Origin of the sequence: Metapseudomonas resinovorans (assembly GCF_002003485.1) — a bacterium.
GTDB lineage: Bacteria > Pseudomonadota > Gammaproteobacteria > Pseudomonadales > Pseudomonadaceae > Metapseudomonas > Metapseudomonas resinovorans_D.
The window spans coordinates 14,106-37,468 of record NZ_BDMA01000062.1; the positions used below are offsets into that span (position 1 = coordinate 14,106).

General features: G+C 64.9%; 21 protein-coding genes. 14 read left to right on the forward strand and 7 right to left on the reverse strand.

Going from position 1 to position 23,363, the window contains the following annotated elements:
* The first annotated feature begins 66 nt into the window (after positions 1 to 66).
* The 4 genes from kdpC to glsB all read left to right on the forward strand — a co-directional run bounded on the left by kdpC (position 67) and on the right by glsB (position 5,110).
* Complete coding sequence (gene kdpC, locus MnOB_RS17355) at positions 67 to 618, forward strand: potassium-transporting ATPase subunit KdpC (RefSeq protein ID WP_077525473.1); 552 nt, start codon at positions 67 to 69, stop codon at positions 616 to 618.
* Entirely contained in the window at positions 615 to 3,263 is a 2,649-nt protein-coding gene (locus tag MnOB_RS17360) for a sensor histidine kinase (RefSeq protein ID WP_077525474.1), read from the forward strand. The genes kdpC and MnOB_RS17360 overlap by 4 nt, the downstream gene beginning before the upstream one ends.
* Positions 3,264 to 3,428: 165 nt before the next feature.
* The gene (locus tag MnOB_RS17365) at positions 3,429 to 4,121 is read left to right on the forward strand and encodes a response regulator (protein WP_077525475.1); all 693 of its coding nucleotides are present in this window, start codon (positions 3,429 to 3,431) and stop codon (positions 4,119 to 4,121) included.
* Between the two features lie 80 nt (positions 4,122 to 4,201).
* Complete coding sequence (gene glsB / locus MnOB_RS17370; protein ID WP_077525476.1) at positions 4,202 to 5,110, forward strand: glutaminase B; 909 nt, start codon at positions 4,202 to 4,204, stop codon at positions 5,108 to 5,110.
* Between the two features lie 150 nt (positions 5,111 to 5,260).
* On the opposite strand, the gene MnOB_RS17375 is transcribed toward glsB, so the two are convergent.
* Positions 5,261 to 6,286: a patatin-like phospholipase family protein gene (locus MnOB_RS17375; protein ID WP_077525477.1), complete on the reverse strand. Its 1,026-nt coding sequence runs from the start codon at positions 6,284 to 6,286 to the stop codon at positions 5,261 to 5,263.
* A gap of 151 nt (positions 6,287 to 6,437) precedes the next feature.
* On the opposite strand from MnOB_RS17375, the gene MnOB_RS17380 reads away from it, so the two are divergent.
* From MnOB_RS17380 to MnOB_RS17405, 6 genes are all read left to right on the forward strand, one after another.
* Positions 6,438 to 6,716, forward strand: coding sequence for a hypothetical protein (locus MnOB_RS17380; RefSeq protein WP_077525478.1), 279 nt, complete (start codon positions 6,438 to 6,440; stop codon positions 6,714 to 6,716).
* Positions 6,717 to 6,876: 160 nt separating this feature from the next.
* Positions 6,877 to 8,346 carry a flavin-containing monooxygenase gene (locus MnOB_RS17385; RefSeq protein ID WP_077525479.1) on the forward strand — a complete coding sequence of 490 codons (1,470 nt, stop codon included), beginning with the start codon at positions 6,877 to 6,879 and terminating at the stop codon, positions 8,344 to 8,346.
* The gene (locus MnOB_RS17390) at positions 8,330 to 9,268 is read left to right on the forward strand and encodes an alpha/beta hydrolase (protein ID WP_077525480.1); all 939 of its coding nucleotides are present in this window, start codon (positions 8,330 to 8,332) and stop codon (positions 9,266 to 9,268) included. Before MnOB_RS17385 ends, MnOB_RS17390 begins: the two co-directional genes overlap by 17 nt.
* Before the next feature lies 1 nt (position 9,269).
* A complete protein-coding gene (locus MnOB_RS17395; protein ID WP_077525481.1) occupies positions 9,270 to 10,031 on the forward strand; it encodes an SDR family oxidoreductase in 762 nt (253 codons plus the stop codon).
* Positions 10,032 to 10,441: 410 nt separating this feature from the next.
* Positions 10,442 to 10,783 carry a ribonuclease E inhibitor RraB gene (locus MnOB_RS17400; protein ID WP_077525482.1) on the forward strand — a complete coding sequence of 114 codons (342 nt, stop codon included), beginning with the start codon at positions 10,442 to 10,444 and terminating at the stop codon, positions 10,781 to 10,783.
* Between the two features lie 170 nt (positions 10,784 to 10,953).
* Entirely contained in the window at positions 10,954 to 11,661 is a 708-nt protein-coding gene (locus MnOB_RS17405) for a type 1 glutamine amidotransferase (RefSeq protein WP_077525483.1), read from the forward strand.
* A gap of 138 nt (positions 11,662 to 11,799) precedes the next feature.
* On the opposite strand, the gene MnOB_RS17410 is transcribed toward MnOB_RS17405, so the two are convergent.
* The 6 genes from MnOB_RS17410 to MnOB_RS17435 form a co-directional block, all read right to left on the reverse strand.
* Positions 11,800 to 13,224 (reverse strand): gamma-aminobutyraldehyde dehydrogenase, encoded by a 1,425-nt coding sequence (locus MnOB_RS17410; RefSeq protein ID WP_077525484.1) that lies wholly within the window; start codon positions 13,222 to 13,224, stop codon positions 11,800 to 11,802.
* Positions 13,225 to 13,377: 153 nt separating this feature from the next.
* On the reverse strand, positions 13,378 to 14,184 hold the full coding sequence (locus MnOB_RS17415; RefSeq protein ID WP_077525485.1) for an ABC transporter permease: 807 nt from the start codon (positions 14,182 to 14,184) through the stop codon (positions 13,378 to 13,380).
* Positions 14,174 to 15,112, reverse strand: coding sequence for an ABC transporter permease (locus MnOB_RS17420; protein WP_077525486.1), 939 nt, complete (start codon positions 15,110 to 15,112; stop codon positions 14,174 to 14,176). Before MnOB_RS17420 ends, MnOB_RS17415 begins: the two co-directional genes overlap by 11 nt.
* A 3-nt stretch (positions 15,113 to 15,115) precedes the next feature.
* Entirely contained in the window at positions 15,116 to 16,126 is a 1,011-nt protein-coding gene (locus MnOB_RS17425) for an ABC transporter ATP-binding protein (protein ID WP_077525487.1), read from the reverse strand.
* Positions 16,127 to 16,360: 234 nt separating this feature from the next.
* Complete coding sequence (gene ydcS / locus MnOB_RS17430) at positions 16,361 to 17,512, reverse strand: putative ABC transporter substrate-binding protein YdcS (protein ID WP_077525488.1); 1,152 nt, start codon at positions 17,510 to 17,512, stop codon at positions 16,361 to 16,363.
* A 294-nt stretch (positions 17,513 to 17,806) separates the two neighbouring features.
* Positions 17,807 to 18,358 (reverse strand): peroxiredoxin, encoded by a 552-nt coding sequence (locus tag MnOB_RS17435; protein WP_077525489.1) that lies wholly within the window; start codon positions 18,356 to 18,358, stop codon positions 17,807 to 17,809.
* A 438-nt stretch (positions 18,359 to 18,796) separates the two neighbouring features.
* On the opposite strand from MnOB_RS17435, the gene MnOB_RS17440 reads away from it, so the two are divergent.
* The 4 genes from MnOB_RS17440 (at position 18,797) to MnOB_RS17455 (ending at position 22,787) form a co-directional block, all read left to right on the forward strand.
* On the forward strand, positions 18,797 to 20,206 hold the full coding sequence (locus MnOB_RS17440) for a circularly permuted type 2 ATP-grasp protein (protein ID WP_077525490.1): 1,410 nt from the start codon (positions 18,797 to 18,799) through the stop codon (positions 20,204 to 20,206).
* Between the two features lie 2 nt (positions 20,207 to 20,208).
* On the forward strand, positions 20,209 to 21,159 hold the full coding sequence (locus MnOB_RS17445; protein WP_077525491.1) for an alpha-E domain-containing protein: 951 nt from the start codon (positions 20,209 to 20,211) through the stop codon (positions 21,157 to 21,159).
* Complete coding sequence (locus MnOB_RS17450) at positions 21,156 to 21,950, forward strand: transglutaminase family protein (protein ID WP_077525492.1); 795 nt, start codon at positions 21,156 to 21,158, stop codon at positions 21,948 to 21,950. The genes MnOB_RS17445 and MnOB_RS17450 overlap by 4 nt, the downstream gene beginning before the upstream one ends.
* 105 nt (positions 21,951 to 22,055) lie before the next feature.
* Complete coding sequence (locus tag MnOB_RS17455; RefSeq protein WP_077525493.1) at positions 22,056 to 22,787, forward strand: proteasome-type protease; 732 nt, start codon at positions 22,056 to 22,058, stop codon at positions 22,785 to 22,787.
* Positions 22,788 to 23,363 lie beyond the last annotated feature (576 nt).

The following is a 23,363-nucleotide window of genomic DNA, read 5'->3' on the forward strand; positions in this document are numbered from 1 at the left end:
GGAGAGGGGCGGGGGCGAGGGTTCTCGCCCCCCAGCAAGACTTAGATTTCCTGCGAGGAACTGAATATGCTTAGCCAACTCCGCCCCGCCCTGAGCCTTCTGGCCCTGATGACCCTGATCACTGGCGTCGCCTATCCCCTGACCGTCACCGGTATCGCCCAACTGGCCTTCCCCGCGCAGGCCAATGGCAGCCTGGTGCGTGATGCCAAGGGCGAGGTACGCGGCAGCAGCCTGCTGGCGCAGAACTTCGACGGTCCGCAGTGGTTCCAGTCGCGCCCCTCGGCCGCCGGTTTCGCCACGGTGGCCAGCGGTGCCAGCAACCTGGCGCCGAGCAATCCGGCCCTGGCCGAACGGATCAACAAGGAAGCGCATCGCCTGGCCACCGAAGGTCACGGCAAGGTGCCCATGGCGCTGGTGACCACTTCGGGTAGCGGCCTGGACCCGCACCTTCCGCCGAATGCCGCGCGCTTCCAGATTCCGCGCATCGCAGCCGAACGTGGGCTGCCGACCGAAACCCTGGAGCGCCTGGTGGAACAGAACACCGAGCAGCCCCTGGTGGGCCCCGAGGTGGTCAATGTGCTCGCCCTGAACACAGCGTTGAATGAGATGACCCGATGAGTGATACCCAGCGCGCCGACGCGCTTCTGGCCGACATGCCCCGTGACGGGCGTGGCCGCCTGAAGGTTTTCCTCGGCGCCGCCCCCGGCGTGGGCAAGACCTACGCCATGCTCCAGGCCGCCCAGGCGCAACTGCGCCAGGGCGTCGACCTGCGCGCGGGCGTGGTGGAAACCCACGGCCGCGCGGAAACCGAGGCCATGCTCGCCGGGCTGCCGCAACAACCGCTGCGGCACTTCGACTACCGCGGCATGGCGCTCACCGAGATGGACCTCGACGGTATCCTCGCCCATCCCCCGCGCCTGGTGCTGGTGGACGAACTGGCCCATACCAATGCCCCCGGCAGCCGTCACGCCAAACGCTGGCAGGACGTGCAGGAACTGCTCGACGCCGGCATCGACGTCTACACCACGGTCAACGTCCAGCATCTGGAAGCCCTCAACGACCAAGTGCATGACATCACCGGCGTGCAGGTCCGCGAGACCTTGCCCGACTGGGTCCTGCAGGAGGCCGACGAAATCCTCCTGGTCGACCTGCCGCCGCGCGAACTGCTGGAGCGTCTGCGCGAAGGCAAGGTCTATGTGCCCGAGCAGGCCCGCGCTGCCATCGACGCCTTCTTCTCCCAGACCAACCTCACCGCGCTGCGCGAACTGGCCATGCAGACTGCCGCCGCGCGGGTGGATGCCGATCTCAACCGGCGCTACCGCCAGCGCGGCCTGGAAGCGCCCGCCGTGCGCGGCCGGTTGCTGGTGGGCATCGATGGCGACCACCAGGCCGAGCGCCTGGTGCGTCACGCCAGTCGAGTCGCTGAGCGGCGTCACCTGCCCTGGTCGGTGGTGTATGTAGATACCGGCGGCGCCCGTTCCGAAGAAGTGCGCGCGCGCCTTCAGGGTGCCCAGCAGTTGGCCGAACGCCTGGGTGGCGAAGTGGTGACCCTGCGCGCCGAGTCCGTTGCCAAGGCGCTGGTGCAGCATGCCGACGAGCGCCGTGCCAGCCTGTTGCTGGTCGGGCGCAGCCGTCGACGCCTGCGCCGCCGCCTGCTCGGCCGCGGACTCGCGGAGCGCCTGCTGAATCTTGCCGAGGGCCTGGAAGTCAGCGTGCTGGACACCGAGGCCGACCGCCGTCCACCCAGTCCACGTGCCAGCCACCCTTCGCGCATGCTGGATTACGGTCTGGCGGTACTCGCCGCCCTGGCCGCCAGCGCATTGGCCTGGGTGGTGTCCCATAGCCTGGAGATCCCGAACATCTCCCTGGTGTTCCTCGCTGCGGTGCTGCTGGTGGCCGTGCGCAGCAGCCTGGGGCCGGCCCTGCTTTGTGCCGGTTTGTCGTTCCTGGCCTACGACTTCCTGTTCATCCCGCCGACGTTTTCGCTGACCATCGCCCGCCAGGAAGACGTGCTGACGCTGCTCTTCTTCCTGCTGATGGCCGGCCTCACCGGCAACCTGGCCTCGCGCCAGCGTCGCCAGTTCGAAGCCCTGCGCGACACACAGTCGGAAACCACCGTGCTGCTCGACCTTTCGCGCAAGCTCACCGCCGCCACCGACCGCCAGGCGGTGCTGAATGTCGCCCTGCAGCAGTTCGGTGACTGGTCGGATGTGGAGGTCTGCCTGCTGTCCCGTGGGCGGGACGGTGTATGGAAAGTGGAGGCGGGCGTGCATCGCCTGCTGGCCGACCAGGAGCGCGCTGCAGCCGAATGGTCCTGGCAGCACCACCAACCGGCAGGCCTCGGCACCGACACCCTGCCAGGCGGGCGCTGGTGGTGGCTGCCGCTGTCGGGAGAGGAAGGACCGCTGGTTCTGCTGGGCATCAGCCCGCGCGACGAAGCGCCGCTGCCGGCGGGCAGGCGTCGGCTGATCGCCGCCCTCGGTCAGCCGCTGGCCCAGGCCCTGGCCCGCGCGCAGCTGGCCGAAGAGTTGGAGGCCGCGCGCCTGCACGGCGAAACCGAACAGTTGCGCAGTGCCTTGCTGGCATCGGTATCCCATGATCTGCGCACGCCGCTTACCGCCATGCGTGGCTCCATCGACAGCCTGCTGGCCCTGGGTGAAGCCATTCCCATGGCCGATCGCCTGGAGTTGCTGGAGGGCACCCGCGACGAAGCCGAGCGCCTCGATCGCTACATCCAGAACCTGCTGGACATGACACGCCTGGGGCACGGCGGCCTCAAGCTCGCCCGCGACTGGGTAGCACCGGTGGACATTGTCGCCAGCGCCCTGCAGCGACTGCGCCCGGTGCTGGCACCCTTGCAGGTGGAAACCCGGGTGCCGGAGCAGTTGCCACTGCTCTATGTGCACGCCGCTCTGATCGAACAGGCGCTGGTCAATGTGCTGGAAAACGCCGCGCGTTTCTCGCCCAGCCAAGGGCATCTGCAAGTCGCGGTCGAGGCCGACGACGCCGAGCTGCGCTTCTCCGTCAGTGACCAGGGGCCGGGTATCCCGCCGGATGAGCGCGACAGGATCTTCGATATGTTCTATACCGCTGCCCGAGGTGACCGGGGTGGGCAGGGCACCGGCCTGGGCCTGGCGATCTGCCAGGGCATGGTTGGCGCCCACGGCGGCCGAGTGACAGTGGGCGAAGGACTCGACGGCCGCGGCGCGACCCTGACCCTGCACCTGCCGCTGCATCCGCAGCCGCAGTTGGAGGAAGAGTGAACCCCTGCTAGGCGAGGAATGCTCTTGTAGGGGCGAATTCATTCGCCAAGGGCGGCGAAGCTGCCCCCATTGATTCACCGGGGCAGACCTGCGGCCTGCTTGGCGAATGAATTCGCCCCTACAGTAGAAGCGCTCCAACCGGATACCGATTCAACGAAGGACCCCATGACAACCAACCAGCCGACCATCCTGGTCATCGACGACGAAGCACAGATCCGCAAGTTCTTGCGCATCAGCCTGACCGCCCAGGGCTACCGGGTGCTGGAGGGCGCCAATGGCCGCGAAGGGCTGGAGCAGGCGGCACTGGCCAGGCCCGACATGGTCGTGCTCGACCTGGGCCTGCCAGACATGGACGGCCAGGATGTGCTGCGTGAACTGCGCGAATGGTCCCAGGTTCCGGTACTGGTGCTTTCGGTGCGTGCCAGCGAGGGCGAAAAGGTGCTGGCCCTGGACCGTGGCGCCAATGACTACGTGACCAAGCCCTTTGGTATCCAGGAGTTCCTCGCCCGCGTGCGCGTGCTGTTGCGCCAGGCCGGGCCGGGCGAACAGCCGGAGGCCAGCGTTGCCAGCGGTCCGTTGCGACTCGACTTCGCCTATCGCCGGGTGACCCTCGACGGCGAGGAAGTGGGGCTGACCCGCAAGGAGTACGCCGTGCTCGCGCAGCTGGCGCGTCACCTCGGCCGGGTGGTCACCCAGCAGCAATTGCTCAAGGACATCTGGGGCCCGACCCATGTCGAGGACACCCATTATCTGCGGGTGGTGGTGGGTCATCTGCGGCAGAAGCTCGGTGATGACCCGGCCAACCCACGATTCATCGTCACGGAGGCCGGTGTCGGCTATCGCTTGCGCGAAGCCTGAGTGCCCGTGTGCCGTCCTGGCCACCGCACGCTTCCAGAGCTGCATGAGCGCGCAGACGCTCCCACAATGGAAGGACCGGCATGCAGCAGTTGTTGAACGAAATTCTCGACGAAGTCCGCCCCCTGATCGGCCAGGGCAAGGTCGCCAGTTACATCCCCGCGCTTTCCTGCGTCAGTGCGGACCAGCTCGGCATCGCCGTGTACAGCAATGACGGCGAGCTGTTCTACGCGGGCGACGGCCTGACGCCGTTCTCCATCCAGAGCATCTCCAAGGTCTTCAGCCTGGTGCGGGCGATCCAGCATTCCGGCGAGGGCATCTGGCAGCGCCTGGGACACGAGCCTTCCGGGCAGCCATTCAACTCCCTGGTGCAGCTGGAGTTCGAACGCGGCGTTCCGCGCAATCCCTTCATCAATGCTGGCGCCCTGGTGATCTGCGATATCAACGAATCGCGCTTCGCCGCGCCGTCGCTTTCGATGCGTGATTTCGTCCGGCGCCTGTCCGGCAACCCCCGCCTGGTCTCAGACGAAGTGGTGGCGCGTTCCGAGTACCAGCACCGCGCGCGCAATGCCGCCATGGCTTATCTGATGCAATCCTTCGGCAACTTCCACAACGACGTGGAAGCCGTCCTCCACAGCTACTTCCACCATTGCGCCATCCGCATGAGCTGCGCCGACCTGGCCCTGGCCTTCAGCTTCCTCGCCAACAACGGCGTCAGCCCGCACAACGGCGAGGCGGTGCTCAGCCCGCGTCAGACCAAACAGCTGAACGCCATCATGGCCACCAGCGGCCTCTACGACGAAGCCGGCAACTTCGCCTACCGCGTCGGCCTGCCGGGCAAGAGCGGAGTCGGGGGCGGGATAGTCGCGGTGGTGCCGGGGCGTTTCACCGTCTGCGTCTGGTCGCCGGAACTGAACGAAGCCGGCAATTCCCTGGTGGGCATGGCGGCGCTGGAAAAGTTGTCCGAGCGAATTGGCTGGTCGATTTTCTAGCGCATGGGTGGAATGGGGCGGACAGATGCCTGTAGGGGCGAATTCATTCGCCAAGGGCGGCGAAGCCGCCCCAGTAGCCATGCAGGGCAGATCTGCGATCTGCTTGGCGAATGAATTCGCCCCTACAGAAGAGCAGATCGAGCCTCCTGATCAATTCCCTTGCTCGTACCGCTCCAGTGTTTCGCGGGCGATCTGCCGACCCAGCTGGATCAGCTCCGGCGCCTTGTAGAACTCGAAGAAGCGGCACACCCGCTTGGGCACGTTGATCAGGATGTCCGGCGGGTAGCCGGCGATCTTGTATTGCGCGAGCGAGGTCTGCATCACCTCGAAACTCTGGTTCACCAGGTCCAGCAGGGAGGCGGGGCCGACGCTGGCGATCACATGGGAACCGCTGGCGGACTTGGGAGCGCCTGCAGCTTCCGGTGCGGCCGCGGGTTGCTGCATCTGCGGCGCGGCGTCTTCCAGCCAGGGATTGCCGCCGGGCAGGCTTTCCGGATCGAGCAGCACCAGATCCTGGTCGCCGCCGCGCTTGCGGAAGGGCAGGCGCGAGCTGAGGGATTCCATCAGCAGGTCGATGCGGCCCTTGATGGCGTCGGGTCGCTCGATCACCGGCAGTTGGTACTCGCGCTGCGTGGTGGCGTTGAGGTTGACGGCGATGATCAGGTCGCAGTGGCTGGACACCACCGGCACGATCGGCAGCGGATTGAGCAGGCCGCCGTCCACCAGCATGCGGCTGCCCTGGACCACCGGGGTGAACAGGCTGGGGATGGCGGCCGAGGCGCGCATGGCCTGGTGCAGGCAGCCTTCCTGGAACCAGATTTCCTGCTGGTTGGTCAGGTCGGTGGCGACTGCCGTGTAGGGAATCGCCAGTTCTTCGATATTGATTTCGCCGACGATCTCGCGAATGCGCCCGAAGACCTTTTCGCCGCGAATGGCGCCCAGGCGGAAGCTCACGTCGAGCAGGCGCAGCACATCCAGGTAGTCCAGGCTTTCGGTCCAGTCACGGTAGTGGTGCAGCTTGCCGGCGGCGTAGATGCCACCGACCACGGCGCCCATGGAGCAGCCGGCAATGCAGGCGATCTCGTAGCCGCGTGCCTCGATTTCCTCGATCACGCCGATGTGCGCATAGCCGCGCGCACCTCCCGAACCCAGCACCAATGCCACGCGCTTGCTCATACGCAATTCCCCCGACAACAGTGCTTCGACGATACGCCGGTGGCAGGGCCGTCGCTACCTGCCGATCCGTCCACGGAGTTGAATCTTTCGGGTACCTAAGGGCCTATCGACACACTAGACTTTGTCGATCTTCACCATTGGAGTTTTATTCATGAAAGCTTGGATCAGCGTACCTTTGATTGCCCTGTTGCTCGTCGGTTGCGCCGGCAATACGGCCCACCGCAGCAGTTGTGCATCGGAGCTCGATGCGGCCTGGCAGGAACTGGACCTGGCCAAGGCCGAAGGGTTCTCCGGCACCGTGAGCTACTCCAAGGCGCTGAGCCTGCTGACCGCCGCCAAGACCCAACAGCAGTTCGAAGCATTCGAGGGCTGCACCAACAAGGCCGAGAAGGCCCGCTTCTACATCCGCGAGTCGCGCGCCGGTCGCTGAGCCGGTCTGGAATTCTTCCTTCCGAAAAGCCATTGCCGAGCGAATGATTGCGGTCGGCAATGGTACATCTGTCCCAATTTCCCACTTCCACGGCTCGCAGTGTCATTCCCGTCCGGGCAAAGGCGGACTAGCATCTCCCGGCACGGAACGGGAGATAACAATGCACAACAATTCCCAGCGGTCGGCACCCTTGCATGTGCTGATCATCGGCGCCGGTTTCGGTGGCCTGGGCCTGGCCATCCAGTTGCAGAAGGCCGGCATCCACGACTTCCTGATCCTGGAGAAGGGCAGCGAGGTCGGCGGCACCTGGCGTGACAACAGCTACCCCGGCGCAGCCTGCGATGTCCCTTCGCACCTCTATTCCTTCTCCTTCGAGCCCAAGACCGACTGGTCGCGCAAGTTCGCCCCGCAGGCGGAAATCTTCGCCTATCAGCGCCATTGCGCCGACAAGTACGGCCTGCGCCGGCACATCCGTTTCGACTGCGAGGTGGAAGGCGCCGAGTTCGATGAGCCCAGCGGCACCTGGCAGGTGCGGACCCGGCAGGGCGAAAGCTTTCGTGCCAGGGCGCTGGTCAGTGCCTGTGGCCAACTGAATCGGCCGGCCTGGCCGCGCATTGCAGGGCTCGATGGCTTCAAGGGCGAGCTGTTCCATTCGGCCGGCTGGAACCATGACTACCCGCTGGAGGGCAAGCGGGTGGCGGTGATTGGAACGGGCGCCAGCGCCATCCAGTTCATTCCGCAGATCGCTCCGAAGGTGGCGCGCCTGTCGCTGTTCCAGCGTTCCGCGGCCTATGTGATCCCCAAGCCGGACCGCCCCTACCGCTCCTGGGAGTTGGCCGTGATGCGGCGCCTGCCATGGCTGCAGAAGTTCGACCGGATGCTCAAGTACATCCAGCACGAATCGCGGGTGCTGGCGTTCTCGGTGTTCCCGCCGTTGATGAAGCTGATGCAGTTCCGCTTCCGCCAGCATCTGGCACGGGGAATCGCCGACCCGGAGTTGCGCCAGCGGCTGGTGCCGGACTATCCGCTGGGCTGCAAGCGCATCCTGATTTCCAACGACTTCTACCCGGCACTGGCGCGGCCGAACGTGGAGGTGATCGACTGCGGCATCCGCGAAGTGACGGCAGATGCCGTGGTGAGCAGCGATGGCCGGCGCCATGAGGTGGACGCCATCATCCTCGGCACCGGCTTCACCGCCACCGACTTCCTTGCACCGATGAGCATTCGCGGGCTGGGCGGACGCGACTTGAACGAGGCGTGGCACCAGGGTGCCGAGGCCTATCTCGGGGTCAGCGTCAGCGGTTTCCCGAACCTCTTCATCCTTTACGGACCCAATACCAACCTGGGTCACAACTCCATCATCTACATGCTGGAAAGCCAGTTCCCCTACGTGCTGGACGGCATTCGGGCATTGGTCGACCTGCGCTACCTCGACCTCAAACCCGAGGTGCAACGCCATTTCAACCAGCGCCTGCAACAGGACGTGCGCCATACCGTCTGGGAGCAGGGCTGCAACAGTTGGTACAAGACCGCTGACGGCCGCAACACCAACAACTGGCCGGGTTTCACCTTCAGCTACCGCCAAAAGACCCGTCGCCTGGAGTTGGATCTGTATGAACGCACCCGTTGAGTTCACCGCCCCTGAACCCGGCCAGCCGCTGCTGCGCGCGACCCTGCGTGGCGCCCTGCGCCTGTTGTTCCGTGGCCTGATGCGGCCGCCGCTGCCCGTCCAGATGCAGCGGCTGGTACTGCGGCTGCTCACCGCCAGCACCCTGGCGCCACGGGGCGTGCTGCGCGAGGCCGGGCTGTTGGGCGGCCGACCCTGTGAATGGCACCGGCCGCAGGGGGGCAGTCATGTGGTGCTGCTCTACCTGCATGGTGGTGCGTTCATCACCGGCTCGCCGGCTACGCACCGGGCCATCACCGCGAGCCTTGCCAGGCGCGCCGGAGTGGCGGTGTGCGCCCAGGATTACCGCCTCGCGCCGGAACACCCTTTCCCGGCCGCCAGGGAAGACGCCGTGGCCGCCTACCGTGAGTTGCTGGATGCAGGCTACCCGGCTTCACGCATCGTCATCGGCGGCGACTCGGCTGGCGGCAACCTGACCCTGCTCACCGCGTTGGAGATTCGTCGTCAGGGCCTGCCCCGGCCGGCGGGCTTGATCTGCTTCTCCCCAGTTACCGACCTCAGCGGCACGGCCCAACACAATCCGCCGGCGGGTGATCCGCTGATCCACCCGGCCTGGGTGGAACAGGCGATGGACCTGTATTGCCCACCCGGACTGGATCGCCGCGATCCAGCCATTTCACCGCTGTTCGCTGATCTTTCAGGACTTTCGCCGATGCTGGTGCAGGTGGCCGAGGACGAAGTCCTGCGCGACGACAGCCTGCGCCTGGCCGAACGGGTCCGTGCGGCCGGTGGCTGGGTACGACTGGAGCGCTACCCGGGGCTCTGGCATGTGTTCCAGGCGCACACCGGCGTGCTGCGTACCGCCGACCAGGCGCTGGCCAGCGCCGCCGACTTCATCTGCAAGCATGTGGAGGAGGAGGCCTGAGATGGACAACATCCTGATTACCGGCGCCGCCTCGGGAATCGGCGCGGCGACCGCCCGACTGTTCCACGAGCGCGGCTGGCAGGTCGGGTTGATCGACCGCGATGCCGACGCACTGTCCACCCAGGCGGCAGCACTGGGTGGCGTCTGGCACCAGACGCTGGACGTGACCGACCTGGCCACCGTGGAAGCCGCCCTGGCGGATTTCTGCGGACGTCACGACGGCCAGTTGCGCCTGCTGTTCAACTGCGCAGGCGTGCTGCGCTTCGGCAACTTCGAGGAGATCGACATGGCCGAGCACGCGCGCATCCTCAACATCAACGTGCTGGGGCTGGTGCAGGTGACTCACGCGGCCTTTCCCTACCTCAAGGCAACCCGTGGCGCGCAGGTGATCAGCATGGGCTCGGCCTCTGGCGTGTATGGCACGCCGCACATGGCCAGTTACTCGGCCTCCAAGTTTGCGGTGCGCGGCTTCACCGAGGCGCTGGAGCTCGAGTGGCGTCGCCATGGCATCCGGGTCGGCGACCTGATGCCGCCGTTCGTACGGACGCCCATGGTCAGCAGCCAGCGCTTCGAGCCGCCGGTGCTGCGTCGCCTCGGGGTGAAGCTGAACGCCGAGGACGTCGCCCAGGCCGCCTGGCAGCAAGCCCATGGCGCGACGGTGCATCGACCGGTGAGCTGGCTGTTCCGCCTGATGTACGGTGCTGGCCAGGTTTCACCGGCCTGGGTGAACCGGGGGATCATGAAACTCCTGAGCGGTTCTTGAGCGAAGGGTCGCCGTAGGAGCGAGCTCTGCTCGCGAACAATCCCAGCGCCACATTTCGCGAGCGGAGCTCGCTCCTACAATCGCCACCCTTGGGGCGCGTGGCTGAGAGAAAGGCCAATTTGTTGGCGGATCAGGCGTGAACGCCGCCTGTCGCCACTTTTGTGACAATTTGTCCAGCTTTCCGGCAGACCCGTTGTGGTGGCGCTACCCTGCAAAATGAAAGCTGAATAATCACTCCACGAGTGAATCAGTGGCTGGGTCCGCGCGGGACCCGGTCAGGGTTTGGCGCTGTGTCTGCAGCGTCGACCCGGGGGCGGCACCGCATGGTGTCGCGGAGCCCATTCCAGCGGCTTCTCGAAGATAAGCGGTAAGAGCGGAACACTCATCCATCGCTAAGAGGAGGTCGTTTCATGAGCACAGCCTTCCACGATGATGTCAGCACTAGTCTGTTGCGCCGCATGAAAGAGGGCGGATTCGACTTCGCCCGTGTTCACCCAATCGAGTTCTATGCCATTTTCCCCGACGAGGACCGGGCGCGAACGGCAGCGAAGAACTTCCGTGGTGAGTCATTGAATGCCCAGGTATCGGTGCGCGCCGATGGCGCCTGGCACTTGCAGGTGAGCAAGGTGATGTACGCCACTCACGCGGGAATCGGCGATTTCGAGCACGACCTGGAGGCCCTGGTGGTCCCGCTTGGTGGTGTGCTCGATGGTTGGGGCGTGACTCAGGAAGTCAACGTCAATCGACCTTGAACGCCCCCGGTTCGTGGCGGCCCGCCTGCCACGAACCGGGCATTCCGGACAATTTTCCGGCTGCTTTTACTTCCCCCCTCTGGCTCGGGTATTCCCAGCAAAAACATAGACTTCCTTTACTCGACCTCGGTATGGCCTTTGCCTCAGACTCCGCCAACGGAGGGGACCCCATGACCGACATCCTGATTCTTACCCACGCGGATTTTTGCCCACCCGGCCATCTGGCCACTGTCCTGGACCGTGAGCAACGCGACTTCACCGTATTGCGCACGGACCTGGGCGAACTGGATGGCTACGACCTCGACCGGCCCAAGGCGGTCGCCATCATGGGCGGGCCCATGAGCGTCAACGACCCGTTGCCCTGGATCGGAGCGGAAATCGCTGCATTGCGGCACTTCATCGCGCGCGATGTGCCCCTGATCGGCCATTGTCTGGGCGGCCAGCTTCTGGCCCGTGCCCTCGGCGCTTCGGTCCATCGCATGCCGTACACCGAGATCGGCTGGCAGCCGCTTGAAAAACGCGCCCTGGCGGGCGACAACCCCTGGCTTGAGCACCTGCCTCGGGAGTTCTCGATCTACCAGTGGCACAGCGACACGTTCGACCTGCCGGAAGGCGCCCAATGGTTGATGGACAGCCCCTGGTGCCCCAACCAGGGCTTCTCCTGGGGAGACAAGGTCCTGGCCCTGCAGGGCCATCCAGAGATGACCGAGGAACTGGTGCGGGGGTGGCTGACCGATTGGGCGCACCTGCTCGACGAAACCCAGGCCAGCCAGCAAGCCCGGGCACGCATGCTCGATGACCTGCCAAGCAAGGTCACGGCGCTGAACCAGGTCGCCGAGGGGTTCTATCGCCGCTGGTTGAATCTGGCGTTTGGCTAGTCCGGCTATCACTCTCTTGTAGGGGCGAATTCATTCGCCAAGGGCAGCGCAGCTGCCCCATTGGACTCCCAAGGGCAGACCTGCGGCCTGCTTGGCGAATGAATTCGCCCCTACAGGTTTCGGCGTTTCATTTGATCTTCAATGCTTGATCATCACATGCCGCACCACGGTGTAGTCCTCCAGGCCGTACATGGACAGGTCCTTGCCATAGCCCGACTGCTTGAAGCCGCCGTGGGGCATTTCGTTGGTGAGCATGAAGTGGGTGTTGATCCAGGTGCAGCCGTACTGCAGCCGCGATGCCACCGCAGCGGCGCGGCCGACGTCTCGCGTCCAGATCGATGACGCCAGGCCGTAATCGGAGTCGTTGGCCCAGCGCACCGCCTCGTCCACGTCGCTGAAGGGCGTGACCGTGACTACCGGGCCGAACACCTCGCGCCGAACGATCTCGTCGTCCTGTTTCGCGTGGGCCACCACCGTGGGTTCGTAGAAGAAGCCGCTGCCAGCGACCGCTTTGCCGCCCGTGGCGATCTGGATGTGGGGCAGGGTGCTGGCCCGTTCGACGAAGCCGGCCACGCGTTCGCGCTGGCTCTGGGTGATCAGCGGGCCGAGTTCGGTCGCCGGGTCGGTCTGCAGGCCGGTCTTCAGGCTGGAGACGGCGCTGGCCAGGTCGGCCACGAAGTTGTCGTAGATCTTTTTGCCGGCGTAGATGCGGCAGGCCGCAGTGCAGTCCTGGCCCGCGTTGTAGAAACCGAAGGTTCGGATGCCCTCGACCACATCGGCGAGATCGGCGTCATCGAAGATGATCACCGGCGCCTTGCCGCCCAGCTCCATATGGGTGCGTTTCACGCTCTCGGCGGCGCTCTTGATGATGGCCTTGCCAGTGCCCACCGAACCGGTCAGCGACACCATGCGTACCAGCGGGTGCGACACCAGTGGGCTGCCCACGCTGGGGCCGCGGCCGAGGACGATGTTCACCACGCCCGGTGGCAGCAGCTCGGCGATGAAATCCGACAGGCGCAGGGCGGTGAGAGGCGTCTGTTCCGAGGGCTTGAGTACCACGGTGTTGCCGGCTGCTAGTGCGGGCCCCAGCTTCCAGGCGGCCATCATCAGCGGGTAGTTCCAGGGAGCGATGGAGGCGATCACCCCCACCGGGTCGCGGCGAATCATGGAGGTGAAGCCGGGCAGGTATTCGCCCGCCGCCGAGCCAGTCAGGCAGCGGCTGGCGCCCGCGAAGAAGCGGAATACATCGGCCACGGCGGGAATCTCGTCGTTCAGTGCAGCGGCGTAGGGTTTTCCGCAGTTGTCCGACTCCAGCTTCGCCAGTTCTTCGGCATGACCCTCGATCTTGTCCGCCAGCTTCAGCAAAAGGGTGGCGCGGTCGCGCGGTGAGGTCCGCGCCCAGCCCTCGAACGCCGCGTCGGCGGCTCGGACGGCGGCGTCGACCTGGGCTTCGCTGGCTTCGGGGATCTTCACCAGCACGGCGCCGGTGGCGGGATTGAGGACGTCCAGGGCCTCGCCTTCGCCGGCGGAGAACTGGCCGTTGATCAGGAGTTTGGTTTGCATGGTGGAGTCCTCGTAGTCGTCCCCTCTCCCTTAGGGGAGAGGGCTAGGGAGAGGGTTGCGGAATGCCTACAGCCGCGTGGTCTGACCCTCTCCCCCGGCCCCTCTCCCGCAAGCGGGAGAGGGGAGACAAGCAAGAGAAAGAGTGTGCAAGTCTTACTTCCCACCCCCAGCCACCGTCTCGGTCCCGCGCGTCAGGTAGTAGGCGCCGAGAATGGGCAGCATGGTGGCGAGCATGACCAGCAGCGCCACCACGTTGGTCACGGGGACGTCGCGGGGGCGGCTGAGCTGGCTGAGCAGCCAGAGGGGCAGGGTCTGTTCGTGGCCGGCGGTGAAGGTGGTGACGATGATCTCGTCGAACGACAGCGCGAAGGCCAGCATGCCGCCGGCCAGCAGCGCGGTGGCGATGTTCGGCAGGATGATGTAGCGGAAGGTCTGCCAGCCGTCGGCGCCCAGGTCCATCGACGCCTCGATCAGGCTGTGCGAGGTACGACGGAACCGCGCGATCACGTTGTTGTAGACGATCACCACGCAGAAGGTGGCGTGGCCGACGACGATGGTGAAGATACCCGGCTCGATGCCGAGGGTCTTGAAGGCGGAAAGCAGGGCGATGCCGGTGATGATTCCGGGCAGGGCGATGGGCAGGATCAGCATCAGGGTGATGCTCTCCTTGCCGAAGAAGTCGCGGCGGTACAGCGCGGCGGCGGCCAGGGTGCCGAGCACCATGGCCAGGGCGGTGGCCAGGCAGGCGACCTTCACGGACAGGACGATGGCCTGCAGCACATCCTCGCGGCCGCCCACGACGGAAAACCATTCCAGGGTGAAGCCCTGCAGCGGGAAGCTGTAGGACGACTCCTCGGTGTTGAAGGCATAGAGCAGGATCACCAGGATCGGGAAGTGCAGGAATACCAGCCCGCCCCATGCCGCCAGGCGCAGGCCCCAGGACGCTCGTTCAGAGTGCATCGAATGCCCCCAGCCGTTTGGCGATGGACAGGTAGATGGCGATCAGCACGATGGGCACCAGGGTGAAGGCCGCCGCCAGCGGGATATTTCCCACCGAGCCCTGCTGCACGTAGACCATGGTGCCGATGAACAGGCCGCTTGGGCCCACCAGTTGCGGGATGATGAAGTCGCCCAGGGTCAGGCTGAAGGTGAAGATCGAGCCGGCCACCACACCGGGAAAGGCGAGCGGCAGGATCACCTGTGCGAAGGTTTGCCGGGGCCTGGCGCCGAGGTCCGCCGAAGCCTGCAGCAGCGACGGCGGCAGGCGCTCCAGGGAAGCCTGGATCGGCAGGATCATGAACGGTAGCCAGATGTAGGTGAACACCAGGAAGCGCCCCAGGTGCGACGTGGACAGGGTGTTGCCTCCCACACCGGGTACGGTGAGCAGGCTGCCCAACAAGGTCTCCAGATGCAGTTGCTGGATCAGCCAGTAGAAGATGCCGCCCTTGGCCAGGATCACCGTCCAGGCGTATGCCTTGACGATGTAGCTGGCCCACATCGGCAGCATCACGGCGATATAGAAGAAGGCTTTCTCTTTCGGCGAGGCGAAGCGTGCCATGTAGTAGGCGATGGGGAAGGCCAGGATCGCGCTGGCCAGACTCACGGCGATGGCCATGGTCAGGGTGCGCAGGATGATGTCGTAGTTCGCCGGGTTGAACAGGGCGGCGTAGTTGGCCAGTGTCAGGTCCGGCGTCACCGCCATGGTGAAGTCGTCGAAGGTGTAGAAGCTCTGCCAGAGCAGGGCGAACAGCGAGCCGATGTAGATGACGCCGAACCAGAGCAGGGGCGGCGTCAGGAGCAGCAGCAGGTAGAGCGTCGAGCGGCGGTAGAGCAGGTTGGAGAGCCCCCGCAGCGGACCGCTCTGATGGTTGGCGATGACAGCGCTCATGGCCTACTCGCTGAGCGCGACCATCGCGCTGCGGGGCCAGCAGGCCTGTACTTGCTGGCCGGGTTGGGGGCGTGCGACATCCATTTCTTCGCCGTTGGGCAAGCTCACCGCCAGGCGCCCACCGCCGTCCAGATTGAGTTCGTAGCGGCTGTTGGCGCCGAGGTACTGCACATCATGCACGGTACCGCTGACTTGCAGCTCGCCATTGCTGGCGTTGCCGAAACGCACATGCTCCGGACGCAGGGAGAAAGCGCCACTATCGCCGGTCAGGCGTTGAGCCAGATCGCCATGGAGCACGTTGGCGGTGCCCACGAATTCGGCGACGAAGCGGGTGAGTGGTTTGCGGTAGAGGTTCTGCGGACTGTCCACCTGTTCGATGCGGCCCTTGTTGAATACGGCGACGCGGTCGGACATGGACAGTGCTTCGCCCTGGTCGTGGGTGACGAAAATGAAGGTGATACCGAGCTGGCGCTGCAGCTTCTTCAGCTCCACCTGCATCTGCTCGCGCAGCTTGAGGTCCAGGGCGCCGAGGGGTTCGTCCAGCAGCAATACGCGCGGGCGGTTGATCAACGCGCGGGCCAGGGCCACGCGCTGGCGCTGGCCACCGGACAGCTGCGCCGGCTTGCGGTCGCCATAGCCGGGCAGGGCGACCATGGCCAGCGCTTCCTCGGCGCGGGCCAGGCGCTCGGCCTTCGCCACGCCCTTCACCTTGAGGCCGTAGGCGACGTTGTCGCGCACGTTCATGTGGGGGAACAGGGCGTAGTCCTGGAATACGGTGTTCACGTCGCGCTCGTAGGGCGGCAGGCCGGCGGCCTCTTCACCGTGGATGCGGATGGAGCCGGATGTGGGTTGCTCGAAACCGGCGATCAGGCGCAGGCAGGTGGTCTTGCCCGAGCCGGATGGGCCGAGCATGGAGAAGAACTCGCCGTCGCGGATCTCGATGGACACCCGGTCGACTGCCTTCACGTCACCGTAGTGACGGCAGACATCGGTGAACTGGACGGCTGTGGTCATAGGTATGACTCCGGAGGGCTTTGCTCCCTCTCCCTCCGGGAGAGGGCTGGGGTGAGGGGTATATCAGCCGCTCGGTGTATCAGGGTGATTCGGAGTAGCCCCCTCTCCCTTCAGGGAGAGGGCTGGGGAGAGGGAAACGCCGCGCGGCGCCGAGCTACCCTCATCCGAACGCGGCCCGCCCCGGCCCCTCTCCCAGGAGGAGAGGGGTGACTCTCGGGGAGAGTTCTGAGCGAATTACCTTCCACCCATGATCGCAATGTAGTCCTGCGTCCACCGGCTGTACGGCACGAACTTCCCACCCTGGGCTTCCGGCGTTTTCCAGAAGGCGATCTGGTCGAACTGGTCGTAACCATTGGTGGCGCAACCGCTGGCGCCGAGGAGTTCGCTGCTGGTGCAGCCCTTGGCGACTACCGGAAGCGAGCCGAACCAGGCGGCCAGGTCACCCTGGACCTTGGGTTGCAACGACCAATCCATCCACTTGTAGGCGCAGTTCGGGTGCTTGGCGTCCACGTGCAGCATGGTGGTGTCGGCCCAGCCGGTGACCCCTTCTTTCGGGAACACCGTTTCCACGGGCTGCTTCTCGGCTTTCAGGGTATTGGCCATGTAGCCCCAGGTGCTGGAGGCGGCCACGCCTTCGTTCTTGAAGTCGCTCATCTGCACGGTCGCGTCGTGCCAGTAGCGGTGCACCAGGCTGTGCTGCTTGCGCAGCAGGTCGAGCGCGGCGGTGTACTGCGCTTCGGTGAGCTGGTAGGGGTCCTGGATGCCCAGCTCCGGCCTGGCGGACTTCAGGTAGAGGGCGGCGTCGGCAATGTAGATGGGGCCGTCGTAGGCCTGCACGCGACCCTTGTTGGACTTGCCATCAGCCAGGTCCTGAGGCTCGAAGACCACCGCCCAGCTGTTCGGTGCCTGCTTGAACAGCTTGGTGTTGTACATCAGCAGGTTGGGGCCCCACTGGTACGGCGTGCCGTAGTGCACGCCTTGCACCGTGTGCCAGGGTGCGTCCTGTAGGCGCTCGTCGAGGGTCTTCCAGTTGGGAATCAGGTCTGGGTTGATCGGTTGCACACGCTTGCCGAACACCAGGCGCAGGGAGGCGTCGCCGGAGGCGGTGACCAGGTCGTAGCCGCCCTTGGCCATCAGGCTGACCATCTCGTCGGAGGTGGCGGCGGTCTTCACATTGACCTTGCAACCGCTGTCTTTCTCGAACTGGGTGACCCAGTCGTAGTTCTTGTCCGACTCGCCGCGTTCGATGTAGCCGGGCCAGGCGATGATGTCGAGCTGGCCTTCACCCTTGCCGAGCTGCTTCAGCGGTTCGGCGGCCTGGGCGGAGGCGATGAGGCAGGCGCAACTGACGGCGAATGAAAGGGAAACGGGTTTGAACGAAGGCATTGTCGACTCCTGTTGTACATGACGTGCGGAGCCTGTTCGGCGGAACTGCATGCCGTCGGCGAATGCGACGAAAAGCGCGCCGAAAAATACGGCCGCTGGTCGCATTGAGCAGCGTAGTTCGGGGCTTTGGGGCTGACAAGGAAGGGGCGGGAGGAGGCGTGCAGGATGTGTGGGAGCGAATTCATTCGCGAAAGGGGAGCGTAGCGTCCCTGCTTGTACAAGGCAGATCTTCGATCTACTTCGCGAATGAATTCGCTCCTACAAGGATGGGCAAATCCATGAAGGCCGAACCGCTCAGTAATGCAGTGTCGCCTCGCCCTTGTGCCAGTTGCATGGGCACAGTTCTTCAGTCAGCAGCGCATCCAGCAGGCGCAGGGTTTCCTGTGGGTTGCGACCTACCAGCAGGTCATTCACCGAGACATGGCGAATGACATTGTCCGGGTCGATGATGAAGGTCGCGCGCAGGGCCACGCCTTCGCGGCGGTCGATGATGCCCAGGGCATTGGTCAGTTCGTGCTGGATGTCCGCCAGCCAGGGAAAGCTCAAGCCCTTCAGGTCCTTGTGATCGCGGCGCCAGGCGAGGTGGACGAACTCGCTGTCGGTGGAGGCCCCAATCAATTGGGTATCGCGGTCGTTGAATTGCTCCAGCAGGTCCGCGAAGGCCTTTATCTCGGTGGGACAGACGAAGGTGAAGTCCTTGGGCCAGAAGAACAGCACCTTCCACTTGCCCAGGAGGCTGTCCTGGCTGACGCGCTTGAACGCGTTCTCCGGGGTGGCGGCGTGTTCCGAATCGTGGTCAACCGCCAGCAGGTTGAACGCCGGCAGTTTGTCTCCGATGGTGAGCATGGCAGGTTGCTCCGGGGCATGAGGGAGGCACTGGAATGGAGCAAGTATGGAAGGCTCCCGCTACCTTGGAAAATGTGGCCAGGCAATGGCGCCCATAGAGGGCTGGCTATGACCATAGATCGGCGGGTAATTGGGCAATTCCAAATCGCAACATATCCATAGAACAATCGGGCCCTAGGGCCTTGCATGGCCGGACTAGACTGTTCGTTCCAGGGATGGCGGTTCTTCCGCAACAAGTGGGGAACACCTCGCCGTCGCATTCCGTCCAACCCTGCACCGCCGCCAAATAGGGCGACAGGGGCAGTTCGGTTATTCGAGCTGCACCAGTCTGGGGCGCTACGACTGCGAGTGTGCTGCAAGTTATTGAAAGGCAAGCAGTTGTGGCGATGGCACGGGGCTTGCGACTGCGTTTCTGCCCGTGGTGACAAGGAGTTAGGCATGTCCCGCATTTTTTATGACGAGATGTATGACGCGAGTGGCGAATGCCGTCCGCATTACCGGGAATTCGCCCGCTGGCTGGCGGACACGCCCGGAGAACTGCTGGCCCAGCGACGTCGCGAGGCTGACCTGTTGTTCCACCGAGCCGGTATCACCTTCACCCTGTATGGCGATGAGCAGGGCACCGAGCGCCTGATTCCCTTCGACACCATTCCCCGCGCCATTCCCATGAGCGAATGGCGGGTGGTGGAAAAGGGCTGCATCCAGCGCGTGAAGGCGCTGAACATGTTCCTCGCCGACCTCTACCACAGCCAGCGCATCATCAAGGCCGGGATCATTCCCGCCGAGCAGGTGCTGGCCAACGAGGGTTACCAGATCGCCATGCAGGGCCTGGACCTGCACCGCGAGACCTACGCCCACATCGCCGGGGTGGACCTGGTGCGCGATGGCGATGGCACCTACTACGTGCTGGAAGACAACCTGCGCACCCCGAGCGGCGTCAGCTACATGCTCGAAGACCGCAAGATGATGATGCGACTGTTCCCCGAGCTCTTCGCCGCCCAGCGCATCGCCCCCATCGATCACTACCCGAACCTGCTGCTGGACACGCTGAAAAGCTCCAGCCCGCTGGACAACCCCAGCGTGGTGGTGCTGACGCCGGGGCGCTTCAACAGCGCCTACTTCGAACATGCCTTCCTCGCTCGCGAAATGGGTGTGGAGCTGGTGGAAGGGGCCGACCTGTTCGTCCGTGACGACCGGGTGTTCATGCGCACCACCGCCGGCCCGCAACCAGTCGATGTGATCTACCGCCGGCTGGACGATGCCTTCCTCGACCCCCTGGCCTTCAACCCCGAATCCATGCTCGGCGTGCCCGGTCTGCTGGCCGCCTATCGCTCCGGCAATGTGGTGTTGGCCAACGCCATCGGCACCGGCGTGGCGGACGACAAGTCCATCTATCCCTACGTCGGCGACATGATCCGCTTCTACCTGGACGAGGAGCCCATCCTGAAGAACGTGCCCACCTGGCAATGCCGCAAGCCCGAAGAACTGTCCCATGTGCTGGCCCACCTGCCCGAACTGGTGGTCAAGGAAACCCAGGGCTCCGGCGGCTACGGCATGCTGGTGGGGCCGGCCGCCAGCGCCAAGGAGATCGAAGCCTTCCGCGAGCGCCTCAAGGCCCGCCCCGAGGCCTACATCGCGCAGCCCACGCTGTGCCTGTCCACCTGCCCGACCTTCGTCGAGCAGGGAATCGCCCCGCGCCATATCGACCTGCGTCCCTTCGTGCTCTCCGGGCGGGAAACCCGCCTGGTGCCCGGCGGCCTGACCCGCGTGGCGCTGCGTGAAGGCTCCCTGGTGGTGAATTCGTCCCAGGGCGGCGGCACCAAGGACACCTGGATCGTGGAGGACTGATCATGCTGAGCAGAACTGCCTCCGAGCTTTACTGGATGTCGCGTTACCTGGAGCGCGCAGAGAACCTGGCGCGCATGCTGGAGGTCAGCTATTCGCTGTCGCTGATGCCCCAGGACGGCCGTGGCGATGGCCTGGACGAGCTGGCCATGTCGCTGCTCAGCACCGGCACCCTGGAGCTTTACCAGGAGCGTCATGGTGAGTTGAACGCCGGGCGCATGCTGCATTTCTTCGCCCTCGACGCCGACAACCAGGCGAGCATCTTCAGCTGCCTGCGCGCCGCGCGGATCAACGCTCATGCCGTGCGCGGGCGGATTACCGCCGACATCTGGGAGAACATCAACGCCACCTGGCTGGAGATGCTGAACATCTCCAGTGAGGGGCTCGGCCGTTACGGCATCAGCCGTTTCTGCGAGTGGGTGAAGGAGCGCTCGCACCTGTTCCGCGGCGCCAGCTACGGCACCATCATGCGCGGGGAGGCCTACAGCTTCATACGCCTGGGAACCTTCATCGAGCGGGCCGATAACACCCTGCGCCTGCTGGACTCCCGCTACGAAATGTTCGGCGAAGAGTCGGAGGAGGTCAGCGACAGCTCCGCTCGCGGTTATTACCAGTGGAGCGCCTTGCTCCGCGCGCTGTCGTCCTTCGAGGCCTACACCGAGGTCTATCGGGGCTCCCCCGATGCCCGCCAGGTTTCCGAGCTGCTCCTGCTCCGCGCCGACGTACCCCGTTCGCTACGGGCGTGCATGGAGGAGCTGAACGACATCCTCGCCCACCTGCCAGGAGACAACGGTCGCCCGGCCCAGCGCCTGGCCGCGGAACTGGACGCGCGGCTGCGTTACACCGCCATCGACGAAATCCTCGACGAAGGCCTGCACACGTGGCTCACCGACTTCATCCTGCTGGTCCGCCAACTGGCCCGGGCCATCCACAGCTCGTATCTGGAGGCTGTATGAAACTGTCCATCCGCCACGACACCACCTATCGCTACGACGACCAGGTCCGAGCGAGCATCCAGTACCTGCGCCTGACGCCCCAGGAGAACGAACGCCAGCACGTGCTCAGCTGGCAATTGACCCTGCCGCGTCCCGTGCGCGCGCAGGTCGATCCCTTCGGCAACATCTTTCATGTACTGACCCTGGACGAACCCCACGACTCCATCGTCATCAGCGCTCGTGGCCAGGTGGAGATCGATGAGAAGCGCGAGGCCGAACACGACAAGCAGTCGGCCTTGCCCTTCCTGCGTTTCACCCGGCTGACCACCGCTGACGACGCGCTGCGGGAGTTCGCCGCGCTCGAATGCGGGAATCGCCGCGATCGTGGAGGGCTGATCGACCTGATGGAAGCGCTGCATGCGCAGATGCCGTTCAAGAAAGGCGTGACCCGCGTCGACAGCACCGCCGCCGAAGCTTTCGCCGGTCGCGCCGGGGTCTGCCAGGACCATACTCACGCGTTCCTGGCCTGTGCCCGCAGCCTGGGCATTCCGGCGCGGTTCGTGTCCGGCTACCTGTACCAGGGCAATGACAAGAACCTGTCCAGCCACGCCTGGGCCGAAGCCTGGCTGGGCGATGCCTGGTACAGCTTCGACGTGACCAACAACCTGGCCCGTCCCGAGCGTCACCTGAAACTGGCGGTGGGCCTGGACTACCTGGATGCCTGTCCGGTACGCGGCATGCGTCGCGGTGGTGGCGGCGAGCAGATGCATGCCAAGGCAGATGAGCCGCTGTTGCAGGTGCAGGTGCAGTAACGCGAGTTTCCCGACTTTCCACGGCGCCGGCCGCCCCTTACTGCCAGCCCGCCAGGGCCGGCGGCCGGACACCCGACGCGGAGAGCCTCAACAAGGAGAACCGGCATGACCTATTGCGTCGCCATGCACCTGGCCGACGGCCTGGTATTCGTATCGGACTCGCGCACCAACGCGGGCATCGATCACATCGCCACCTTCCGCAAGCTCTACACCTTCGGCGTAACCGGCGAGCGGCTGATCGTCCTGCAAAGCGCCGGGAACCTCGCCACGTCGCAATCGGTGGTCAACCTGCTCAAGCAACGCCTGGGCGGCGCGGGGCCGAACCTGAATACGGTGCCCTCCCTCTACGACGCCACCGCGCTGGTGGCCGAAACCGTTCGCGAAGTCATTGCCCGCGATGGTGCTCCGCTGGCGGGCAATACCGACCTGACCTGTTCCTTCCTGGTGGGTGGGCAGATCGCCGGCACCCCGCCGGAGCTCTACAGCATCTATCCCCAAGGCAACTTCATCCAGGCCACAGTGGACACGCCCTTCCTGCAACTGGGGGAGAGCAAGTACGGCAAACCGATCCTCGACCGCAACCTGGAGTTCGACACCAGCCTGGAAGAGGGCCTGCGCTGTGCCCTGGTGTCGTTCGACTCCACCATCCGAAGCAACCTGTCCGTCGGCATGCCGCTGGACTTGCTGGTCTATCACCGCGACAGCCTGATCCTCCCGGCCGGTTATCGGGTGACCGAAGAGGACAAGTACTTCGCCGATATCCGCCGCCAATGGGCGGAGGGGCTGCAGGACCTGATCAGCGAACTGCCGCCGCCGCCTGTGGAGTACAACGTGTGAGGGGGAGGGCCTTTCGCGACTGAAGTCGCTCCCACAGTAGAAGCACCTGCTACTCAGCCTGCACAGACTGCTCCCCTCTCCACTTCAGGGAGAGGGGCTGGGGGAGAGGGCGGGTGAGCGATGCAGGGAGTTTGTAGGGAGACCTTCGGCCTCCTTGGCGAATGAATTCGCCCCTACAAGGATTGCGCAAAGCAAAGTCCGTGGCACGACCAGCTCCTTCTCCCTCTGGGAGAGGGTTGGGGTGAGGGCGGGTGAAAAATGCAGGGAGTTCGTAGGGAGCCCTTCGGCCTCCTCAGCGATTGAAATCGCCCCCACAGGGAGCGCGCGAAGGTCCGTCCGTGGCACGGCCAGCCCCCTCTCCCTCTGGGAGAGGGTTGGGGTGAGGGCGGGTGAGGGATGCAGGGAGTTCGAGGGGAGACCTTCGGCCTCCTCAGCGATTGAAATCGTCCCCACAGGGAAGGCGCGAAGGTCCGTCCGTGGCACGGCTGAAGTGGTCAAGTAAAACTGGACACCGGTTTAGGTTTATCCAGCCAGCGCTTCGCGCTGTACCGGTGTCTGGTAGTTGTTGTAGCTGTG